This window comes from Paenibacillus sp. MBLB1832 (assembly GCF_032271945.1).
Classification (GTDB): domain Bacteria; phylum Bacillota; class Bacilli; order Paenibacillales; family NBRC-103111; genus Paenibacillus_E; species Paenibacillus_E roseopurpureus.
The window spans coordinates 3,261,972-3,282,632 of the sequence record NZ_CP130319.1 but is presented as its reverse complement, the minus strand read 5'-3'; the positions used below and the strand labels follow the sequence as shown (position 1 = coordinate 3,282,632).

Genomic DNA, 20,661 nt, shown 5'->3' with positions numbered 1-20,661 from the left:
TTTACGATGGGATGGGAAGCATGGAGTTACACAATCGTTTTATTTATAGTGGGAGCTCTGTTCGGTTCATTCTTTAATGTGGTGGGGCTTCGCGTGCCGAAAGGAATATCGGTCGTTGCCCCGCGGTCCAGCTGTGGAAACTGCGGGCGGCAGTTGAATGCAATTGACTTACTACCGATTCTAGGATGGTTCATCCGAAGAGGGATATGTCACAGTTGCAGCACGCCGATTTCTCCCGTGTACCTTGTAGGAGAATTGGCTGGCGGACTCTTGTTCGCGAGTCTTCCCTTCCTGGTCAGCACAGATGAGCTTTGGATCGCGTACCCGCTAGTGTCCGTGCTTCTCATCTTAACGGTCAGCGACTTAGCCTATATGCTGTTGCCAAACAAAATTATTTACCCAGCCATGCTGTTGTTTACAGGCTTGCGTTTGTTCATACATCCGCTGCCTCTGTGGCACTATGCGATTGCTTTCGTGCTAGGCGGTGGGATTCTCATCAGTGTGTCCCTCGTGGCAACCTGGATGGGGAAGCCAGCCATGGGCTTTGGTGACATACGTTTGATGGCTTTAGTTGGACTGGTTATGGGAATCAAACTCGTGCTGCTGTGTATCTTTTTGTCGGCGCTGCTTGGAAGCGTCATCGGGTTAGCACTTATTGCCTCAGGTAAGATGGATCGGCGATCACCTCTACCTTACGGTCCGTTCATCGCAGTCGCTGGTTTAGTCTGTTTTTGCTTTGGTGATCCCTTAATGACGTGGTACATGGGCCTCATGACATGGCAGTAATGCTAAATTTTGAAAATAAAGAGAGGTTGAATTCCGATGAACTGGTTTCTAAATCAATCGTTTCGCGCTAAGCTTCAGCTCGGTTATTATACCATCGTTGCTTTCTACACGATTATTATCTTAATCCTCATGTTAACAGCGGATGTGTCCATCATTTTCGCATTATCTTCATCATTAATTCTGATGGTGTTCAGCTTTCCATATGTCCGATTTCTTGAGAAAGCGTTAACAGACCCAATCGATAACGTAACCCGCGTAGCTATGAATATTGCCAAAGGCGATTTCACCCAAACCGTAGACGCTTCCTCCAAGGATGCGCTAGGTGACATGGGACGTTCCTTCAATGCGATGATTGTGAAATTAAAAGAATTGCTGAATGAAACGGCTTCAATTTCCAAGCATGTCGCGGATTCCAGCCGTGATATTTATCAGAAAAATGAAGGCATTAACACGATGATTGTTGAAGCTACTGGTTCCGTGACATCACTCGCGGAAGGAGCAAATGAAATTTCATCTGGCGTATTAAAAAGCTTCTCCGTCGTGAAAGAGATTGAAACGAAGATTACGGATTACGTCGATTCGACGCATGAAATGAACAACCGTTGTGGTCAAACGATGGAATTGGTGGAGAAAGGGAAGAAGGCGGTTGAAAGCCAAGCGGAAAGCGTGTCCCACATCGTAGCGGCTACGACGAATGTATCTGGCACCATTGAAGATTTGGTGAAGGAAGCGGCAGGAATCAGTTCGATTACAAGAACGATTTCGGAAATTGCGGAGCAAACAAATTTGTTATCTTTGAATGCCTCCATTGAGGCAGCGCGCGCTGGCGAACATGGAAGAGGCTTCTCCGTTGTAGCGCAGGAAGTACGCAAATTGGCAGAAGAGTCTTCGAAGTCAGCTAGAGGCGTGTTCCACATGGTTCGAAACATTGAAAACTCGATCAGACAAGCTCAAACGAATATTCAAATTAATGAGGAAATTGCTCGAAGACAGAAAGAGTCCATCGAAGAAACACAGAAAGTTTTCGGTGAGATGGTTAAGAGTATTCAATTCATTACCCAACGTATGAGTGAATTTACGGGTGAAAGTCAGAAAATGTTGAATGCGGCGCAATTTATTACAGGCACAATGGAAAACATTTCGGCGATCACGCAGCAATCCGCTGCTGGCACAGAACAAGTTTCAACTTCGATGGTGCAGCAAACGCGATCGGTTAAAGCGGTCGTTATTCAATCCGAACAAATGCTTCGCATGGTGACGCAGCTGCAACGTACGATTCAAATATTCAAGCTTTGAGACAAGGTAGAGGAGATCCAAAAAGCGTGCATGACAAGTATTCCCATATAACAAATGGTCGAAAAGCGGAATAAATGTTTGATGTACAGGTGTTTGCTTACTTTGGCTGCAAGAAAGAAGAGTGGAATCGGGATTAAAATTTTTATCCCATAAAATGCCAAGTGGCTATGTTCATACAGAAATCTCATGACCGGATTCGCTTCGCCGATCACGTGCAGGCGAATCCCCATATCGGTTAATCCTGCATCCATCAAACTAGCCAAACATAGGAAAATAATAAGATTTCGGCTCATTGGAATCGCTCCTCGGTAGTTAATAGGTTATGCTAACGAATCGTTAGCATAACCTCTTTCATTGTTGAGATAAAAGCTTCTGCAGCCTTGGAAATATAGCGGCCTTTGCGGTAGGCGATGACAAGTTTACGTGTCGGATTGCCTTCTAATGCAACATTAACGGGCGACAGTTCACTTAAACTGCGCTTTGATATGAGGTAAGGAACGAAGGCGATGCCCATTCCAGCTGCGACCAGTGATTGAACGGTTTCCATGTTGCTGGATTCGAAAACGATGTTAGGTGTGAAACCGGCTTCCTGACAAAGATCCAGGGTAAGTTTGCGAAAGCCTTGTCCTTTTTTTAAGGAGATAAAGGATTCTTTCTCCAGCACAGCGATGCGAACCGGTTCATGACTTTTCGCAAGCGGATGCTGGGGCGGAACGGCAAGCACGATATCCTCTTCCAGTAGAGTCTCATAGACAAGTGATTCTTCACGAAGCGGTAAAGAAAGTAGTGAAATATCAGTCTGACCGTTTACTGTTAGCGTTTCCAAATTTGAAGACGTCTCTTCCACAAGGGAAATTTCGATATCAGGATAGGCCGTCTGAAAAACAGGTACGACGAATGGCAAAATGGTGGATCCGGTAATTGGCATACTGCCGATGACGAGTCGACCTTTTTTCATTTGCGAAATATCTTCCATTTCTTTCTTGAGACCTTCAATCATATCGAGTATCTTTTGAGATTTCTCCACAAAAAGGGAACCCGCATGCGTGAGCTCAACCGAATTGGTGCTTCGTTGAAATAAGAGAACGCCGAGTTCTTTCTCGAGCTTGGATAATTGCTGGCTCAGAGATGGCTGGGCGATATGGAGCTTCTCGGCCGCTCGAGAGAAATTTCTCTCGATGGCGATCTGGATCGCGTATTGTAATTGACGTAATTCCATGCGAAAATGCGTCTCCTTTTCATCGTGCTAGAAGCCTATCATATCAAGCTTTGCAAGGCGTTTCAAGCCGTCTTATAGGAAAAAATACTCAAGAGGCAGTGACGGATGGAATCATTCAGTTTCATTGACTTTTTTGGGTGATGATGATGCCCCATGAGAGAGACGGACGGCATGAGACGCAAGTAAACTGAATGAAACAGGCGTATCACCTGTAACTTAAGACCTAGTCCTTGGGATACACGATTGCATTCACTTAAATTGAAGGCTGTTTCGATATGAACTCTCTATAGGAATAATCTATCAAGCTTATAGTTATTATATCTTGGAACTATGACGCAGTTCGTGTTAAAGTACGGTATGAGGGTAAGACATTAGCAAACTAATGCGGATAATGACAAGAGGTGACTGGATATGAGTAAAAAGACAATGTTCGAGAAGATTTGGGATAATCACGTTATTAACCAGGAAGAAGGCAAGCCTAGTGTTATTTATATCGATTTGCATCTAGTACATGAAGTAACTTCACCGCAAGCGTTCGAAGGACTTCGCATGTCTGGTCGTAAAGTTCGTCGTCCTGATTTAACGTTCGCTACTATGGATCATAACGTTCCTACGAAGGATCGTTTCAACATTACAGATCCAATTTCCAAACAACAAATTGATACACTTTCACAAAACTGCCGTGACTTCGGGGTTACGCTGTTTGATCTAGATAGCATTGACCAAGGTGTTGTTCACGTTATGGGTCCTGAGCTAGGGCTTACACACCCTGGTAAAACGATTGTTTGCGGCGACAGCCACACATCCACACACGGCGCTTTCGGCGCACTTGCTTTCGGTATCGGAACAAGTGAAGTTGAGCACGTGCTTGCTACTCAAACACTTCAACAATCCAGAGCGAAATCTTTGGAAGTTCGCATCACAGGCAGCTTGAAGCCAGGTGTTACTGCGAAAGACTTGATCCTAGGCGTTATTGCCAAATATGGTACTGACTTCGCAACTGGCTATGTTATTGAATATACAGGTGACGCGATCCGTGGTCTTTCCATGGAAGAACGTATGACTGTTTGTAACATGTCCATCGAAGGTGGCGCAAGAGCGGGTCTTATCGCACCAGACGAAACGACGTTCAACTACCTGCGTGGTCGTGAATACGTACCGCAAGGCGCTGATTTCGACGCAGCAGTAGCAGAGTGGTCGAAGCTGGTAACAGATGAAGGCGCTAGCTATGACTGGGTATTGGAATTTGACGCGGATACATTGATCCCGCAAGTTACTTGGGGTACGAGCCCTGGTATGGGAACGAGCATCACGGCTTTGGTTCCAGATCCACAAAGCTTTGAAACAGAGAATGAACGTAAAGCTGCTGAAAAAGCGCTTGAATATATGGAATTAACACCAGGTACTCCAATGACAGATCTGAAAGTGGACTATGTGTTCATCGGATCTTGTACGAATGGACGTATCGAAGATCTTCGTGCAGCGGCTAAAATTGCACAAGGCTACAAAGTAGATCCAAGTGTAACAGCGATCGTGGTTCCAGGATCTGGCCGCGTTAAAATCCAAGCTGAAAAAGAAGGTTTGGATAAAATCTTCTCCGACGCTGGCTTCGAATGGCGTGATGCAGGTTGCTCGATGTGTCTTGCGATGAATCCTGACGTGCTACAACCAGGTCAACGCTGTGCTTCCACGTCCAACCGTAACTTCGAAGGTCGTCAAGGCCGCGGCGGACGTACACATCTTGTATCCCCGGCTATGGCAGTTGCAGCAGCAATCAAAGGTCATTTCTATGACGTACGTGATTGGGAAATCAAAGAATATCAACAAGCTTAATTCGGGCTGAAGAAGGAGAATAAAACCATGGAAGCTTTTAAACAACATACAGGCCTCGTTGGTCCTGTTGATCGTGTCAACGTAGATACAGATGCAATTATTCCTAAACAATTCCTTAAACGTATTGAGCGTTCTGGCTTCGGACAATTCCTTTTTTTCGAATGGAGATGGGATGAAGCAGGTAATGTGATCGAGAGCTTCCCGCTTAACCAAGAACGTTATCAAGGGGCTTCCGTATTGATCTCCCGTGCGAACTTTGGTTGTGGATCTTCCCGTGAGCACGCGCCTTGGGCGATTCAAGATTTCGGCTTCCGCGTCATTATTGCACCATCCTACGCGGATATTTTCTATAACAACTGCTTCAAAAACAGCATTCTGCCAATCAAGTTGTCGGAAGAGCAAGTAGAAGACTTGTTCCAACGTACGGCTAAGCATGATGGCTACAAGTTGAATGTGGATCTTGAGAATAAAAAGTTAAGCGATGATTTTGGTCTAGAAATCCAATTTGACTTGGATGAGCACCGCCGTCAATTCTTATTGCAAGGGTTGGACGATATCGGTCTAACATTGCAACATGAAGATAAAATTACGGCTTATGAGCAAGCACACCAAAAACGTTTGGCTTACAAATAAGCAATAGCTTGAGACGTATCCTCGTATCGGGGATGCGTCTTTTTTTTGCAACTTTTGGCAATATCATACGTCTAATAGTTTACTAGAATGTCGAACGAATGGAGGTTGTGCTGTCAGGAATAGGACGATTTTGGTATAATGACGGTAATGCTGATAGAATCATAGAGTGAGTGTAATAGAATGACCAATACATGGCTTAATTCCGACATGAGATAGAGGTGAATGATGAAATTTCCTACATTTTGTTTATTCCTGTTAGCTTTCTTATTGCTGATGCCAACGACATCTTTCGGTGCGGAAGCGGCCAAGCCGATCAAACTGTATATGAATGAAAAACCATTGCAAACCCCAGACGTAACGCCGCGAATCGTCAGTGGGAATACGATTGTACCTTTGCGTGTCATCGTCGAAGAAATTGGCGCGAAAGTTGCTTGGGATGAAGCCACACGGAAAGTGACGATTAAGAAAGATGAGGTTCAAATTGAACTTGTCATCGATCAAACGACGGCGCTCATCAATGGCAAACAAACGAAGCTTGAAGTCGGGCCGAAAATTGAGAATGGCAGTACGATGCTTCCCCTGCGATTCATCGGTGAACTGTTGGGGATTGAGTTCAAATGGGACGGACCAACCTCTTCGGTACATATGTTTAAACCGATAGACGGCGATTCCAAGCCAGTTACGGGTCCTGTTGACGTCGAGGTGCCTGAAGACGGGAAAGATACCAAGCCGAATCCAGGCACAGGAACGACTTTTACGCCTGCGGATGGCGTTCATTTGGTGACGGCGATTTCAATGTCAGAAACAGAGCTTACCGTGACAGCGAAGGATGGCACACTTACTCCGAAAGTTTTGACGTTGACTAACCCATCCCGCCTCGTATTTGATTTCCCAAATACGACACTGGATGAACCCCTGCGTAAATTACTAGTGAAAAATTTAGGTGAGTTGCCGTCCAAGCAGCCGCAAGTAACCAAAGTGAGATTTTCAAACTATAGTGATGATCCCGCAACGGTACGCATTATTTTAGATTTGAATGGTCCGATGGACTATCAAGTGCAATCTTCCAAGCTGCCTAATCAGTGGAAAGCGAGCATTGGGGAACGGAAATTAACGGTCGTCATTGACGCAGGGCACGGTGATAATGACCCTGGTGCGCTCTCGATTACGGGCAAGAACGAGAAGGATTTTACACTTGCAACAGCGAAGAAGGTAGAGGCGTTGCTGGCGAAAGATAAGCGAATTCACGTCTTAATGACGCGTTCGGATGATACGTTTATCCCACTGGATGGCAGGGTTTCTTTTGCCAACGATATCTCAGCAGATCTTTTCCTTTCAATTCACGGGAACAGTGCGAAAGCGACCGTTTCTGGCACTGAGACGTATTATAACAGGCCTGAAAGCTTAGCTTTTGCCACAGTTGTACACAAATTTGCGATACCAGCTACGGGGTTCCCTGATCGTAAAGTGCGTGAGGCGGATTTCCGCGTCATTACGAAAACATCCATGCCAGCAGTATTGCTTGAGGTTGGATACTTATCCAACAAGAACGACGAAGCTGCAATGTACAAAGAAGAATTTCAAGACAAGCTAGCGGCAGCGCTAGTAAGCGCGATTAAAGAATATTTGAATCTCAAATAAGGTATACGTTCAGGAAGCTTAACAGGCTAAATAGACAATGCCTAACTACTCAAGGAGTGAAGCAGATGACCATCACAACTCGCCTAGTTCAAGGAGCGCTTCTTGTAAGTGCCATCACATTGTCGATAACCGCCTGCGGGCAAAAGGCTCAATTCACAGGATCAACATCGACACCGCATGCAAGTGTTACGCCAACAGCTACGCCCATCGTTGCAACGGCAGTGCCGACACCAACAGCGGTTCCAATGAAACAACGACAAATTAAGGCATATTATAGCGATCAAGATGAAATGAAGCTCGTTGAGAAGGCTGTAACGATTAGCTTCCAGAAGGATGCTGACGTATATGCGGCTGCACTTCAAGCGCTTCAGAAAAATGATGATCCGAAAGCCATCTCCCTGTTTGATGATCTGAAATTCAAGTCTGTAGCGTTTGATGCGACCAAAGGAGAGCTGAAAGTGGATGTAGCTTTTGGGCCTAAGACACAATTGGGTGCTCCAGGTGAGGAATTATTCTTGCAAGCGCTAAAGAAAACGGTATTTCAATTCACGGAAGTGAAGGCGTTATATGTGCTAAAAGATGGCAAGCAGGTTGACAGCCTAATGGGGCATTTGGAGCTGCCCTATCCAATAAAACGACCTAACTAAACAGGATTTGTAGAGGAGTTTAAACTAATCATGACTAATAAGAAATTGGCGAGTGCTGTCCTAACCTCATTGATCATTACGAGCCTAGCAGGCACACCAGTCCTTGCCGCACCGGTAACTACAACGAGCACGTCGACTACATCCGCCTCCACTGTCAGGTTATCTTTTAATGATGTAAGCAGTGACTATTGGGGAATTCGTCATATATCCAAATTAGCGTTAGAAGGAGTCATTCAAGGCGTTGCAGACGGAATCTATGACCCTGAGAAAGCCGTATCCCAACAAGACGTTCTCATTATGGCGACACGGATGATGGGCTTGCAATCTGAGGTAGATTCGCTGACATCTGAAACCGTATTCCCTGATTTCATGTTAGTTGATAAGTATGCCCGAAACTATGTGGCTGTTGCTTTACAAAAAGGTCTGATTTCAACTGCAGATGAGAAGCTGAGAAGCAGCGGTGCCCCAAAAGGTGAGATTTGGGGTCAGAAGAAAGCAACCAGAGAATGGGTTGCCGAGGTCGTCATTCGTGCGATTGGCAAGGCGTCTATGGCGAGTAACCTAGCTGGTTCAGCGTCCTCTTTTACCGATAAAAATCAAATTAGTACAGCAACACTTGGATTTGTGAACGCAGCTGTCGCGTTGAAAATCGTCGATGGCTTCGAGGATGGTTCCTTCCAGCCAAGAGGTGCTGTCACTCGTGCGCAAATGGCTACTTTCCTCAGCCGATCACAGAAAAATTTGACGACCTTGCCAGACCGTGCAGTCAAAGGATACATGACGAGTCTGACAAGCGGCAGCATTGCGATTATGGATGGGAATGGCAATACAAGTACATACAAATTGTCGCCAAACACGAAGTTCTTCGGAACAGCGGATGATAAGGCTATTTCATCAAAGGATCTGCAAGAGACGTATGAAGTATCCCTCGTGCAGGTGAATGGGACGGCCTACTATGTTGAGATTCTAAATGATGAGCTTCACATGGACGTCCATGAGGGTCAATTGTTGAAGTTAAATCTTACTACGATGAAGGTGACATTGGATGACTTTGAAAGCTATGATCTTGCTTCGGATGTTTCGGTAACGGATGTTGACGGACGTGGACTTAGCTTAGGCGATATTATTAAGGGCAGCACGATTCAAATACGCAAGAGTCAGCTCGTGGAAAGCGATAAATATACGTCAATCGTCGTGAAACAAATTCCAGTTAACAAAACATCGGTGGGCGAAATTCAAGCGTTAGACAAAAATGCGATGCAACTTTCCATGCTGGAGGCTTCCTCTGGAGAGGTGGAGACTTTCGGTTTCTCGAGCAATGTCATTGCGACGCTAGCAGACACTACCTTGATTACGGTTGATTCGATACACATTGGCGACACGTTGGAATATACCGTGAAGAACAGCGAGATCGTCAAAATCGTGGTGAAGAAGCAAGCAGACGTTGGAACAACGGTTGAAGGCAGCTTCAAACAATTAAGTGATGATAAGTCTACCATTCTCATTAATAAAACGTCGGGTAAAACAGTGGATGCTTACGAGTTAAGCAATAATACACGCGTCGTTATCAGTGGTTTAGCGAACGCGAGTATCTATGATTTAACTGTCGGCGATCAGCTGAAGCTTGATGTTTTGAATAATAAAGTGACGAAAATTACAGTAACGAATCGTTCGATTGAAAATGTTTCTTTTGCTAAAATTATTGATTATTCGGACTCATCTAAAATTTTAACGGTTACGGATAGCGAAGGTAATCCAAATGCTTATAAACTGAATGATGATTTAACAATTAACTATGCAGGAACTATATTGCCGTTCAGTTCCTTCAACGGTATTTTTACGAGAGGTAAATTCGTAGACATCCAAGTATCCAATAAAAATGTGAAGCAAATCCAATTGTCCTCCCAATTGGACGGAGCGTTAACGCAATTAAATGTGCAGACCAATGATGTGACTATAAAAACAAGCAGTGGTCAAAGCCTAACTTTTAAATTGAATAGCAATACAACGGTTGAGCTTGCGAATAAGCCTGGCAGTACGTTTGCAGATTTGAAAGTCGGCGATAATATTAGTCTAATTCTTAGCTTCGATCAATCAACAATTACGAAAATCGTGACGAGTCAAACCGCTGTGTTCAAAACGATTCTATTGAATCCAAATTTGAAACAAGTGACTGTACTTGATTCCGCGAACAAAACGTTCAGCGTTGCGCTGGATGGTGTTCCAATTGTCAAAGGAGACGGCAGCACGGGGACGATTGCTGACTTTGCAATTGAAGATTATGTGAAGTTATCGTTCAAAGGGCTTGCCGTGACACAAGCGGAAGTTATTACCCCGGTAAGAGGGAAAGTTACAGCTGTTAATGCGGCTAGCGGGAGCCTTACAGTCCAAGATTTTACAGGGAAAAGTCAAGTTGTGAATGCAGGCAGCAAATATGATGTGACGTTAAACGGCGGCACAAGCTGGAGCTTCTCCTCCATAAAAGTTGGAGATCGTGTCCAAGTGATGAAAGGCGCTGCTGATGGCACTATGCACATTCAGGTTGCCATCGCTTCTAAACGGGAAGTTGATAGTTACAGCTCATCTCTTGGCCAATTTTATGTGAAAGCAGCTGGTGCGGGCGATCAAACGACGTATAACGTCTTCTCCCGCGTATATGCACACAAAGGAACTACCGTTGTCTCACCTTCAGCATTCGTAAGTGGTGAACAGGTGACGATCTATGTCCTTGATAACAAAATTGTAGAGATCGAAAAATAATTTTTGAACAAAGCTTTCGTTAGATCCGTCTGATTGGGAGAAGGTTATCTTCTCGATCAGGCGGGTTTTTCATTCATTTCAAAAAAAATTGATGTTTTTTTAGAAAATGTTCGCATTTTGACGCTTTCAAGGATTGATTCTGACCCTACAATTCGCTAAACTGAAGAATATTACGACCCTAAGGAAGATCAGCTATGACACAGAAGGCAGTTAGACATATTCTGGATACCATTGGAGAGCTCTTCCCAGATGCGCATTGTGAACTAAACCACAGTAATCCGTTCGAATTGACGATTGCTGTTCTGTTATCTGCACAATGTACCGATGAGACCGTGAATAAAGTTACGAAGGACTTGTTTCAGAAATATAAGCGACCCGAAGATTATTTGGCAGTTCCATTAGAGGAATTAGAGCAAGACATTCGGAGGATTGGGCTTTTTCGAAATAAGGCTAGTCACATTCATAAGCTGTGTCAGTTGCTACTGGACAAGTTCGGTGGCGAAATTCCTGAGAAGCATGAGCAATTGGTGGAATTGCCAGGCGTCGGTCGCAAAACGGCCAATGTTGTCATGTCGAACGCATTCGGTGTTCCTGCAATAGCTGTAGATACGCATGTGGAACGTGTTTCTAAACGTTTAGGTCTTGTTGGCGCAGATGATTCGGTGCTTGAAGTTGAAAAGAAGCTCATGAAGAAAGTACCGCGAGAAGAATGGACGCAAACACATCATCGGTTGATTTTTTTCGGTCGATATCACTGTAAGGCTCAGAACCCGAATTGTATGTTATGTCCCTTATTGGACAATTGCCGTGAGGGCAAGAAACGTATGAAACCGAAGCCAACTAGGAAAACTATTACAAACAAATGAAATGCTGACAAAGGATGGGATTGAAATGAAATGTATCGCCGTATATACGAATAGCTTTGAATTGTTCTCCGATATTTATGAGCAGGTTATTAATACACCACTAGCTGATAATGAGGAAAAAATCATTGAGGGTGTAACCGTCAGTGAATCCGGTGAGGTTCCTCAAAATTACATAGACAAAATGAAAACAAAATCCGAGGTTGTCGTGATGAAGGTCAAAGACTCCGATATTACGATTCTTCAACACCGTGATGTGTTCGAAATTTTCTTACCAGAAAAAGAAAAAGTGGCTCTTACGTAATACCTAATCTCCCTTTGGGAGATTTTTTTCTATGAAGAGGAGAGATTGGACGACAATGACGCAATTGGTGGAAAAGAGCATCGAGGTCATGCCAGAGGCGATAGAAAAGATGAAGCAGGCGCTTCAGCTTGCTGGCGATGAAGTGAATGCAACGAAAATGGGGCAATTATTAGAAAAAATCGAGAGCGGCCGGATGAATATCGCGTTCTGTGGACATTTCTCAGCAGGAAAGTCGACTTTGATCAATCAGCTGTGCGGACATGCTTTGCTGCCTTCGAGTCCGATTCCGACTAGTGCGAATATCGTTAGCATTCGTAATGGGAATCCTGGCGCGCATGTCACACACAAAACAAACGATGGCGTGATCGGCGCGCGAGGGAAGACGACGACGATACCATTGACCGAGCTTGAAGCGTATTGTGTGAACGGAACGGATATTGAAACGGTGGAAATTACGTATCCGATCACCTTTTTAGGAGAACATACCGCGTTGTTGGATACGCCAGGGATTGATTCGACGGACGATGCGCATCATCAGTCCACAGAATCCGCGCTGCACTTGGCGGACGTCGTGTTCTATGTTATGGACTATAACCATGTTCAATCTGAAGTGAATTTAGCATTTACCAAGAAGATGAAAGAGTGGGGGAAACCGCTCTATCTCGTCGTGAATATGATTGATAAGCATAAAGAGTGGGAGTTGCCCTTCGCTCAGTATCAATCTGGAACGCATTCGGCGTTCTTACATTGGGGGATTGAACCTGACGGCTTGCTTTATGTGACAATGAAAGAGCCTGCGCACCCTCATAATGAGTACAGAAAGCTCCAATGGCTGTTAGGACGTCTTATCGACCAAGGGGACGAATTACGTAGTTACAGCATCGATGCTTCGGCACGCTTCTTGACCGCTGAGCATGGCAAATGGTTGGCTGAACAGCATGAACCGCAAAAGGCGGAGCTCATGGAACAGATCAGTCAAGAAGGCGATGTGGCCGAGCTTCAAGCTCAAGCAGCTTCAAAGCAAGAGGAACTTGCTGCACTGAATGCTCTTCCTGAAACGTTAACGCTTGAACTCCGTAAAGATGTTACGTCCATTATCGAAAATGCGAATATTACCCCTGCGTTAACTCGGGATGCGGCTCATACGTTTTTAGAGAGCCGCAAGCCTGGGTTTAAGGTTGGCTTTTTCTCGCGAGCGGCTCAAACCGCAGCGGAAATGGAGAAACGTCTAACGGCGTTTCAAGCCAATTTGGCTGAGCAGGTAGAGGCGCAGTTGGATTGGCATTTGCGGGATGGATTGAAAAAAGCTGCACAAGAGCAAGGTCTTCATGATCCGCTGCTCATTCAGTATATTGAGGCGTTGAAGGTTGAAGTCACGAGCGAATTATTAATATCGCAAGTGAACACGGGTGCAACCTTCGGCGGTGAATATACGCTCAACTACATGAAGCAGTTGGCTGGGGAAATCAAGCTGCAATACCGCAAACAGGCGTTTGCGGTGATTAATCTCATCGCGTCTGCCGTCCGCGATGGCTCTACCGCTGCCGCGGCTGCGCTTGCGGCGGCGCTGGAAGCCCTGAGCGGCAGGCTGAGGGCCTGCCGCGAGCTCGCCCGCCTCGAGGAAGCCGAGGCGGCGGCAGAGGCCCAGCTGCTGCGCAAAGCCAGCTGGGCAAGACCCGCTGCGCCGGCGCTGCCGGATGCGCAGCTCTACACAGCCATGGAGGAGCCGTCAGCTGCCCCGCTGGGCGGGGCAAGTCTGCACGTGACCTCCATGGGCACGATCTTGCAGGCCGCAGCTACCGCTTCGGCGGCTGGAAGCACCGCAGCTGCTCCTAAAGAGGCAGCTGCGCCACTAGCAAGCGCGTTCACCGCGGGTGAACGCGGGAAGCGCATGGAGCGCAAGGCCGCCGACTTGCAGGCGGCCGCTCACCTCATCGACGGCATGTCGTCGATGAAGTCGCTCGCTCGATCCATGCGCGAGAAAGCGGAACGTCTGCGCCAGCGGACGTTCACGATTGCGCTGTTCGGCGCGTTCAGCGCAGGCAAATCCTCGTTCGCCAATGCGTTGATTGGTGAACGCGTACTGCCCGTGTCGCCGAACCCAACCACGGCGGCAATCAATAAGATCATGCCGCCGCAGGAAGGCTGGCCACATGGCACAGCGAAGGTCAAGATGAAGAAGGCGGCAGCGATCCTGGAGGATGTACTGTACTCCTTGAACATCTTGGGTGTTCAAGCAACGGATATGACGTCTGCATTGAAGGGGATAGGCAAGCTATCACCAGCCGATGTGACGGCCAAAGGTAAGCCGCATTTCTCATTTTTGAAAGCTGTGGAGAAAGGCTGGACAGCCGCTGAAAGCCATTTGGGCACAGAACTGAAAATTACGAAAGACGAGTTCTCCGGTTATGTCGCGGAAGAGCACAAATCCTGTTTCGTTGAATGGATTGAATTATATTATTCGAATCCACTGACGGATCAAGGCATTATTTTCGTTGATACGCCAGGAGCGGATTCGATCAATGCGCGTCATACCGGCGTTGCGTTTAACTATATCAAAAACGCGGACGCGATTCTTTTCGTCACGTACTACAATCATGCGTTTTCCCAAGCTGATCGTGAATTTCTGCTACAGCTCGGTCGTGTGAAGGACAGCTTTGAAATGGATAAAATGTTCTTTATCGTCAATGCCGCTGATTTGGCGGCTAGTTCCGAAGAACTAGCTGGAGTTGTGAAGCACGTAGAGACGAATTTAGTGCAGCATGGCATCCGCCATCCGCGCATTTATCCAATTTCAAGCTATTTGGCTGCTGAAGGTAAAATCAATGGAAATGCAGGTTTGGTTGCACAATCTGGCATTGAACCATTTGAACAGGAATTTGTTCAATTTACATTGAACGAGCTCAGTGATGTGGCGATTCATGCTGCGAATCTAGAGCTGCACCGTGCGATTGCCACGATGCAGAAATGGCTGGAGCGTGCCCAAACGGGCGAGGAAGAGCGCAGAGTACAATTGACGATGCTTGATGAATCGGAGCTGCAAGCGCTGGAATTACTTGAAGATACGCGCTATGACGCCGAGTCCAAGGAACTGAGCAAAGAAATCCAAGAGCTGATGTATTATGTGAAGCAAAGAGCAATGTTCCGCTTTGGCGAGCTGTTCAATTATGCGTTTAATCCTTCGACATTCCGTGATGAGGTCAATGATCCGAAAACAGCGCTGCAATTTGCATGGAATGAGCTGGTGCGATTGATCGCTCACGATCTTTCGCAAGAAGCGCTTGCAACGACACTTCGTGTAGAGAAACGGATGAATCTGATTAGCGCGAATCGTATGAATCGCTGGGGAGAAGAGCTGGGACTGCTGCTAGAAGGCTTTGAGCGAGCTTCGTATGAGTCGCATGCGTTCGTTACACCCGAGATTGCGACGAAGCTGGAAGCTGGCGACGTGACGTTGAAATTGCTGCAGAGCTTCTTCAAAAATGCGAAGCAGTTTTTCGAAGGCGATGGCAAGAGTAAGCTGCGTGCCGAATTAGAGAATCGGATCGGGGCGCCTGTGGTGGCTTGTATCGAGCAGATGACGTCTGAGTTGGTCGAGGCGTACAGCAACCAATTGGAAGCCTGGTTGATTGCGCAGAAAGTCATCATGGAGCAAGCGGTGAAAGACCATGCAGATGGGCTGCGCCAAGCCCTGCAAATGAAGATTGATTTAGATGAACTGATATCCAAACAGCATCAATTAAAGGCATTTGTTTAGTAGATGAACCAAAGAGTGGACGGGGTTATTTGGAACCCCATTCACTCTTTTTTTGCAACCTTCATGTAAGGGCTTTCATTGGAGGGTATTGGGATGATTTAAAAGAATAGGGGGGATTCCTACACGATTTCGTGAAATTATGCCCCTTTAAGCGTTTAAATCCGAGTATGCTCTGATTGCTCACATATAGGGATGGTGTTAAGATTCATAAAGTGTTCACAAATCCTACGCGTTTCAAATCTATCCTTTTAAGGAGGGCCCAAAGTGGATGTATTCAGGCAACTGAAGCCATATTTTTGGCCAGAGAAAAAACTGTTATTTGGTGCTATTGCTTGCTTAGCGATAGCAACAGCACTTGGCTTGGTGTATCCGAATTTGCTGCGGTATTTGATTGATGAAGTCATTACCAAGAAGCGATTTGACCTCGTGCCTCGATTAGCTTTAATTGTTGTCATTGTCGTTTCAATGAAAGGGCTGTTTCAGTTTCTGCACGGTTTATGCGGGGGGCGTTTGGGTAATCGTGTTGCCTACCATCTGCGTAATGCGATGTACAACAAATTGCAATACTTGTCGTTCCAATACTACGATCAAGCGAGAACGGGCGATTTGATGTCGAGGCTGACGGCTGATTTAGAGGCCATTCGACAATTCATCGGTTTCGGATTTGCTCAATTACTAAATGTCATGTTGATGCTCGTGTTTGGCATGGGGATGATGTTCTCGATCAATTGGAAGCTAGCCTTGCTAACGATGATTTCGATGCCGTTTCTCGCGTTTACGGCGGTGCGATTTGAGGGCAAGATTCATCCCGCATTCCGGATGGTTCGTCAATCGCTAAGTTCTATGACAACGGCCGTTCAAGAGAATATTACAGGTGTTCGCACTGTCAAATCGTTTGCCCGCGAACCTCATGAAGTCACTAAATTTGCTGCACGAAATGAAGATTACAAATCGATGAATATCGGGTCCGCTGGCATCTGGGCGAAGTATTTCCCCATCATGGAAATTCTAGCGAATCTAAGTGTAGTTATCCTGCTCGGCGCTGGCGGTTACATGGTCATCCAAGACACGATTACTCTTGGGGAATTAGTCGCATGCTTCTCACTGATTTGGTACATAATCGGACCGATGTGGGGTCTAGGCTTCCATATTAACAACTTCACGCAAACGAAAGCTTCTGGAGAGAAAATTTTGGATGTTCTTCATCACTATATGCATGTTAAAGATGGCGAGAACGCTGCTCCTGTTACGAAAGTTGATGGTCATGTCCGGTTTGATCATGTCACCTTTGCTTATCCAGAGAAACAGCCTGCATTATATGATTTCAATTTGGATGCGCCTCCAGGCTCCGTTATCGGGCTTCTAGGAAGCACGGGTTCAGGGAAAACAACGGTGATCTCCTTGCTCATGCGAGCTTACAACGTGAAGGAAGGCAAGGTCATGCTCGATGGCAAAGACATTCGCTCCTTACAGCTTGAAAGCTACCGCAGTCAAATTTCAACCGTGTTCCAAGAAACGTTCTTATTCTCGTCAACCATTCGCAACAATATTGCGTATGGCTGCAAAGATGTATCGATGGACGAAATTATTCGGGCTGCCAAGCTCGCGAAAGCGCATAACTTTATCTCGGAGTTGCCAGAAGGCTATGACACGGTTGTTGGTGAGCGTGGCCTAGGCTTATCAGGCGGGCAGAAACAGCGGATCGCGATTGCTAGAGCGTTAATTAAAGATCCGAAAATTCTCGTGCTTGACGATGCAACAAGTGCTGTTGATATGGAAACGGAGCATGAGATTCAAGCTGGATTCAAAGAGGTTATGGCGGGCCGTACAACGTTCATCATCGCCCACCGTATCTCTTCCCTAAAGCATGCCGATGAAATCATTGTGCTCGATAAAGGGCGAATTATTCAACGCGGCACGCATCAAGAGCTGTTGCAGCAAGAGGGCATATATCGCCAGACCTATGAGATTCAATATTCCGATGGGCCACGACAAGCCGAGAATCAAGCGGCAGCGGCACGTGAGGAAGCACCGATCTCTGAAGGTATCGAAGCTGATCCCAATTCAATCAAGATCTCCTTGAATTCAGAAAGAAGGTTAGCACATTGAGTTCACAAGCGAAGCAAGCTGAGTCAGCACCTAATTCAGATTCGCAACAAGGGCAACGGTTCGTCTATCAGGACGATGAGTTGATCGAGAAGCCTTTTGACTGGGGCCAATTAAAGCGCTTGTTCAGTTATATGAAGCCGTATCGGAAACAGCTGCTGCCCATCATTATCATCATGATGCTCGTTGGCGCCATTACGAAGCTAACCGTTCCGTTACTCATTCGCGTTGCGATTGATGATGCCATTATTCCGAAAAAGACCAATCTTCTCGTCCTTATTGTCGGCATTATGCTAAGCGTCTATATTGTGCAATGGCTTGCAAATACATTTCGTATTAAATACACGAACATGATCGGACAGCGCGTCATTTATGATTTGCGCCATGATTTGTTCAGTCATATTCAAAAGCTTTCCTTCCGCTTCTTTGATACGCGGCCCGCAGGATCCGTACTTGTTCGTGTCACGAATTATGTGAACTCACTCCAAGATTTGTTTACGAACGGTGTCGTCAACTTGTTAATCGATGTGGTTCAACTGGTCGGGATTATCGTCATTCTGCTTACGTTTAACTTCAAGCTAGGGGCTTCAATTATCGTTACCGTGCCGATTATGTTCATCGTATCCACGAAGCTGCGTACCAAAATCCGCCGCGCCTGGCAGGACCTAACCATGAAGCAGTCTCGCTTGAATGCGCATTTGAACGAATGTATTCAAGGGATTCGAGTGACACAAGGGTACACGCAAGAGAAAGAGAATATTTCCTTTTTTACAAAAATGAATATGACCAATCGCTTATCGTGGAATCGCGCGTCCTTGCTGAATCAATCTTTTGGTCCGCTTATCGAAATTACAGGCGCGATCGGGTATTGCATCTTGTTCTGGCTAGGCGCGCATCTCATTCAAACAGAGGAAATTTCAGTCGGTTTGCTTGTCGCATTTGCCACCTACATCGGCTATTTCTGGGAACCGATTACGCGGCTCGGTCAAATGTATTCACAGCTCTTGATTGCGATGGCTTCGGCAGAGCGGATTTTCGAATTTATTGACGAGAAGCCGACTGTTGCTGAGATCGAAGGGGCTAAGGATTTGCCGCAAGTACAGGGGAATGTGAAGTTCAAAGACCTTGTGTTTGAATATGAGCCTGGCCGCCCAGCGCTAAACGGGATCAATTTAGATGTGACCGCAGGTCAATCAATTGCCTTAGTTGGTCATACCGGTTCAGGGAAAAGCACGATTATGAACCTCTTATGCCGCTTCTATGATCCAAATCAAGGCCATATCGAGATTGATGGGCAAAATATTAAGGAAGTTAGCATCCAGAGTCTTCGCTCTCAGATCGGTGTCGTTTTGCAAGATACGTTCATCTTCTCGGGCACGATTCGCGATAATATTCGCTTCGGACGTTTGGATGCGACGGATGAAGAGATTGAAGAAGTGGCTAAGGCCGTCCACGCACATGACTTTATCTCGCAGCTGCCGCTGGGCTATGAAACGGAAGTGCAGGAGCGAGGCAACGTGCTTTCCATGGGGCAGCGGCAGCTGATTTCCTTTGCCAGAGCGCTGCTGGCGAATCCGCGCGTGCTCATCTTAGATGAGGCTACGGCGAGTATTGACACGGATACAGAGCTCAAAATTCAGGAAGCGCTCAAAATACTTCTCGCGGGACGCACATCTTTCATCGTGGCACATCGCCTGTCAACGATCCGAAATGCGGATAAAATCGTCGTACTTGACCACGGTCGAATGATGGAAATCGGCAACCATGATGAGCTCATGAGGGAACAGAAGATTTATTATGGCTTAATTCAAGCGCAATATAAGTTTTTGCAAGATGCCGTATAGGCATCTCGCGTGTAAACTGCTTAGCCACCCTCGGGTGGTTGGGCAGTTTTTTGATTTTTCGCCATGAAAAATCACAATGTTTGCAAATTTTGACGAGAAGCTATACTCTTAAAATGACAAAATGCCAAAGATTCGCAGGAGGGGACAGCCTTGAAATCTTCACGCTACATCTGGGGTGCAATTGGTTTAACTGCATCCATATCGACCATTGTTTTCGCTGTTGGCTTCGCTTACGCGGCGAATCAAATATGGTTTCCCAAAGCTTCGAGCGAGCTGCAGCTTGCAACAGCTGCGCCAACAAAGCCCTCTGTTATCGAGCAGGGCAATAAATTGCAGATTGTCGCGCTGGGCGACTCTTTGACAGCAGGAACTGGCGACAGTACGGGGAAAGGCTACGTTGGCCGCGTCCGTGAGAAGCTCGAGAAGGAAAGCGGCAAGCCGACGTTCGTGTTGAACAATCTGGCAATCCCAGGCTACAAAAGTGATCAATTGCTTACTGATCTGGCTTTAAAGAAAACGCAAGATGCGCTTGCTCAGGCGGATATTATTTTGCTTACTATTGGCGGAAATGATATTTTTGCAGGCGGCGATGGACTTTTCAAAGGAGAGAATCAAACGGAATTCAACCCTGAAGCAGCTGAAAAAAGGGTAGATCCTGCCCTAGCGAAAATGGACAAGATCATCGCTGCCATTAACAAAGCGAACCCGAAAGCTACGCTCTTATATATCGGCTTATACCACCCTTTTTTAGACTTAGATCCATCGCGAGTAGGATCGTTGACGGTCCAACGCTGGAATAACGGTGTGTTTAAACTCACCAATCAATTTCCGCAGATGCTGATTGTTCCTACTTACGACCTATTTGAACAGAATTTGATCAAATATTTGTCGCCAGCTGATCATTTCCATCCGAATGGTGATGGCTATGAGCGAATTGCTGATCGGATTGTGCAAATTTTAAAATAGGGAGTG

15 protein-coding genes are annotated in these 20,661 nt (G+C 46.1%); 13 read left to right on the top strand and 2 right to left on the bottom strand.

All coding sequences use genetic code 11. The features are described 5' to 3' along the window. The first annotated feature begins 6 nt into the window (after positions 1–6). Positions 7–786, top strand: a complete 780-nt coding sequence (locus MJB10_RS14635; RefSeq protein ID WP_314795743.1) for a prepilin peptidase — start codon at positions 7–9, stop codon at positions 784–786. Between the two features lie 36 nt (positions 787–822). Then, on the top strand, positions 823–2,082 hold the full coding sequence (locus MJB10_RS14630; RefSeq protein WP_314795740.1) for a methyl-accepting chemotaxis protein: 1,260 nt from the start codon (positions 823–825) through the stop codon (positions 2,080–2,082). Here MJB10_RS14630 and MJB10_RS14625 read toward each other — a convergent pair. Together MJB10_RS14625 and MJB10_RS14620 are read right to left on the bottom strand one after the other, a co-directional pair. After that, a complete protein-coding gene (locus MJB10_RS14625) occupies positions 2,064–2,375 on the bottom strand; it encodes a DUF5658 family protein (RefSeq protein ID WP_314795738.1) in 312 nt (103 codons plus the stop codon). The two genes, MJB10_RS14630 and MJB10_RS14625, sit on opposite strands and share 19 nt — an antisense overlap. 32 nt (positions 2,376–2,407) lie before the next feature. Further along, a complete protein-coding gene (locus MJB10_RS14620; RefSeq protein ID WP_314795736.1) occupies positions 2,408–3,301 on the bottom strand; it encodes a LysR family transcriptional regulator in 894 nt (297 codons plus the stop codon). A gap of 411 nt (positions 3,302–3,712) precedes the next feature. Between MJB10_RS14620 and leuC the strand changes: the two genes are divergently transcribed. From leuC to MJB10_RS14565, 11 genes are all read left to right on the top strand, one after another. Beyond that, positions 3,713–5,134 (top strand): 3-isopropylmalate dehydratase large subunit, encoded by a 1,422-nt coding sequence (leuC, locus tag MJB10_RS14615; protein ID WP_314795734.1) that lies wholly within the window; start codon positions 3,713–3,715, stop codon positions 5,132–5,134. A 27-nt stretch (positions 5,135–5,161) separates the two neighbouring features. After that, positions 5,162–5,767, top strand: coding sequence for a 3-isopropylmalate dehydratase small subunit (gene leuD / locus MJB10_RS14610; RefSeq protein WP_314795732.1), 606 nt, complete (start codon positions 5,162–5,164; stop codon positions 5,765–5,767). 222 nt (positions 5,768–5,989) lie between these two features. After that, the gene (locus MJB10_RS14605) at positions 5,990–7,408 is read left to right on the top strand and encodes an N-acetylmuramoyl-L-alanine amidase family protein (RefSeq protein ID WP_314795731.1); all 1,419 of its coding nucleotides are present in this window, start codon (positions 5,990–5,992) and stop codon (positions 7,406–7,408) included. Positions 7,409–7,473: 65 nt separating this feature from the next. After that, a complete protein-coding gene (locus MJB10_RS14600; RefSeq protein WP_314795730.1) occupies positions 7,474–8,055 on the top strand; it encodes a GerMN domain-containing protein in 582 nt (193 codons plus the stop codon). Positions 8,056–8,085: 30 nt separating this feature from the next. After that, positions 8,086–10,815, top strand: a complete 2,730-nt coding sequence (locus MJB10_RS14595) for an S-layer homology domain-containing protein (RefSeq protein ID WP_314795729.1) — start codon at positions 8,086–8,088, stop codon at positions 10,813–10,815. 194 nt (positions 10,816–11,009) lie between these two features. Beyond that, complete coding sequence (gene nth, locus MJB10_RS14590) at positions 11,010–11,681, top strand: endonuclease III (RefSeq protein WP_314795727.1); 672 nt, start codon at positions 11,010–11,012, stop codon at positions 11,679–11,681. 25 nt (positions 11,682–11,706) lie between these two features. Beyond that, positions 11,707–11,982 (top strand): NAD/NADP transhydrogenase alpha subunit, encoded by a 276-nt coding sequence (locus MJB10_RS14585; RefSeq protein WP_314805633.1) that lies wholly within the window; start codon positions 11,707–11,709, stop codon positions 11,980–11,982. Positions 11,983–12,013: 31 nt separating this feature from the next. Continuing rightward, positions 12,014–15,739 carry a dynamin family protein gene (locus MJB10_RS14580; protein ID WP_314795725.1) on the top strand — a complete coding sequence of 1,242 codons (3,726 nt, stop codon included), beginning with the start codon at positions 12,014–12,016 and terminating at the stop codon, positions 15,737–15,739. Between the two features lie 264 nt (positions 15,740–16,003). Continuing rightward, on the top strand, positions 16,004–17,848 hold the full coding sequence (locus tag MJB10_RS14575) for an ABC transporter ATP-binding protein (RefSeq protein WP_314795724.1): 1,845 nt from the start codon (positions 16,004–16,006) through the stop codon (positions 17,846–17,848). After that, the gene (locus tag MJB10_RS14570; RefSeq protein WP_314795723.1) at positions 17,845–19,689 is read left to right on the top strand and encodes an ABC transporter ATP-binding protein; all 1,845 of its coding nucleotides are present in this window, start codon (positions 17,845–17,847) and stop codon (positions 19,687–19,689) included. The genes MJB10_RS14575 and MJB10_RS14570 overlap by 4 nt, the downstream gene beginning before the upstream one ends. Positions 19,690–19,839: 150 nt before the next feature. Next, positions 19,840–20,655 carry a GDSL-type esterase/lipase family protein gene (locus MJB10_RS14565; protein ID WP_314795721.1) on the top strand — a complete coding sequence of 272 codons (816 nt, stop codon included), beginning with the start codon at positions 19,840–19,842 and terminating at the stop codon, positions 20,653–20,655. The last annotated feature ends 6 nt before the right edge of the window (positions 20,656–20,661 follow it).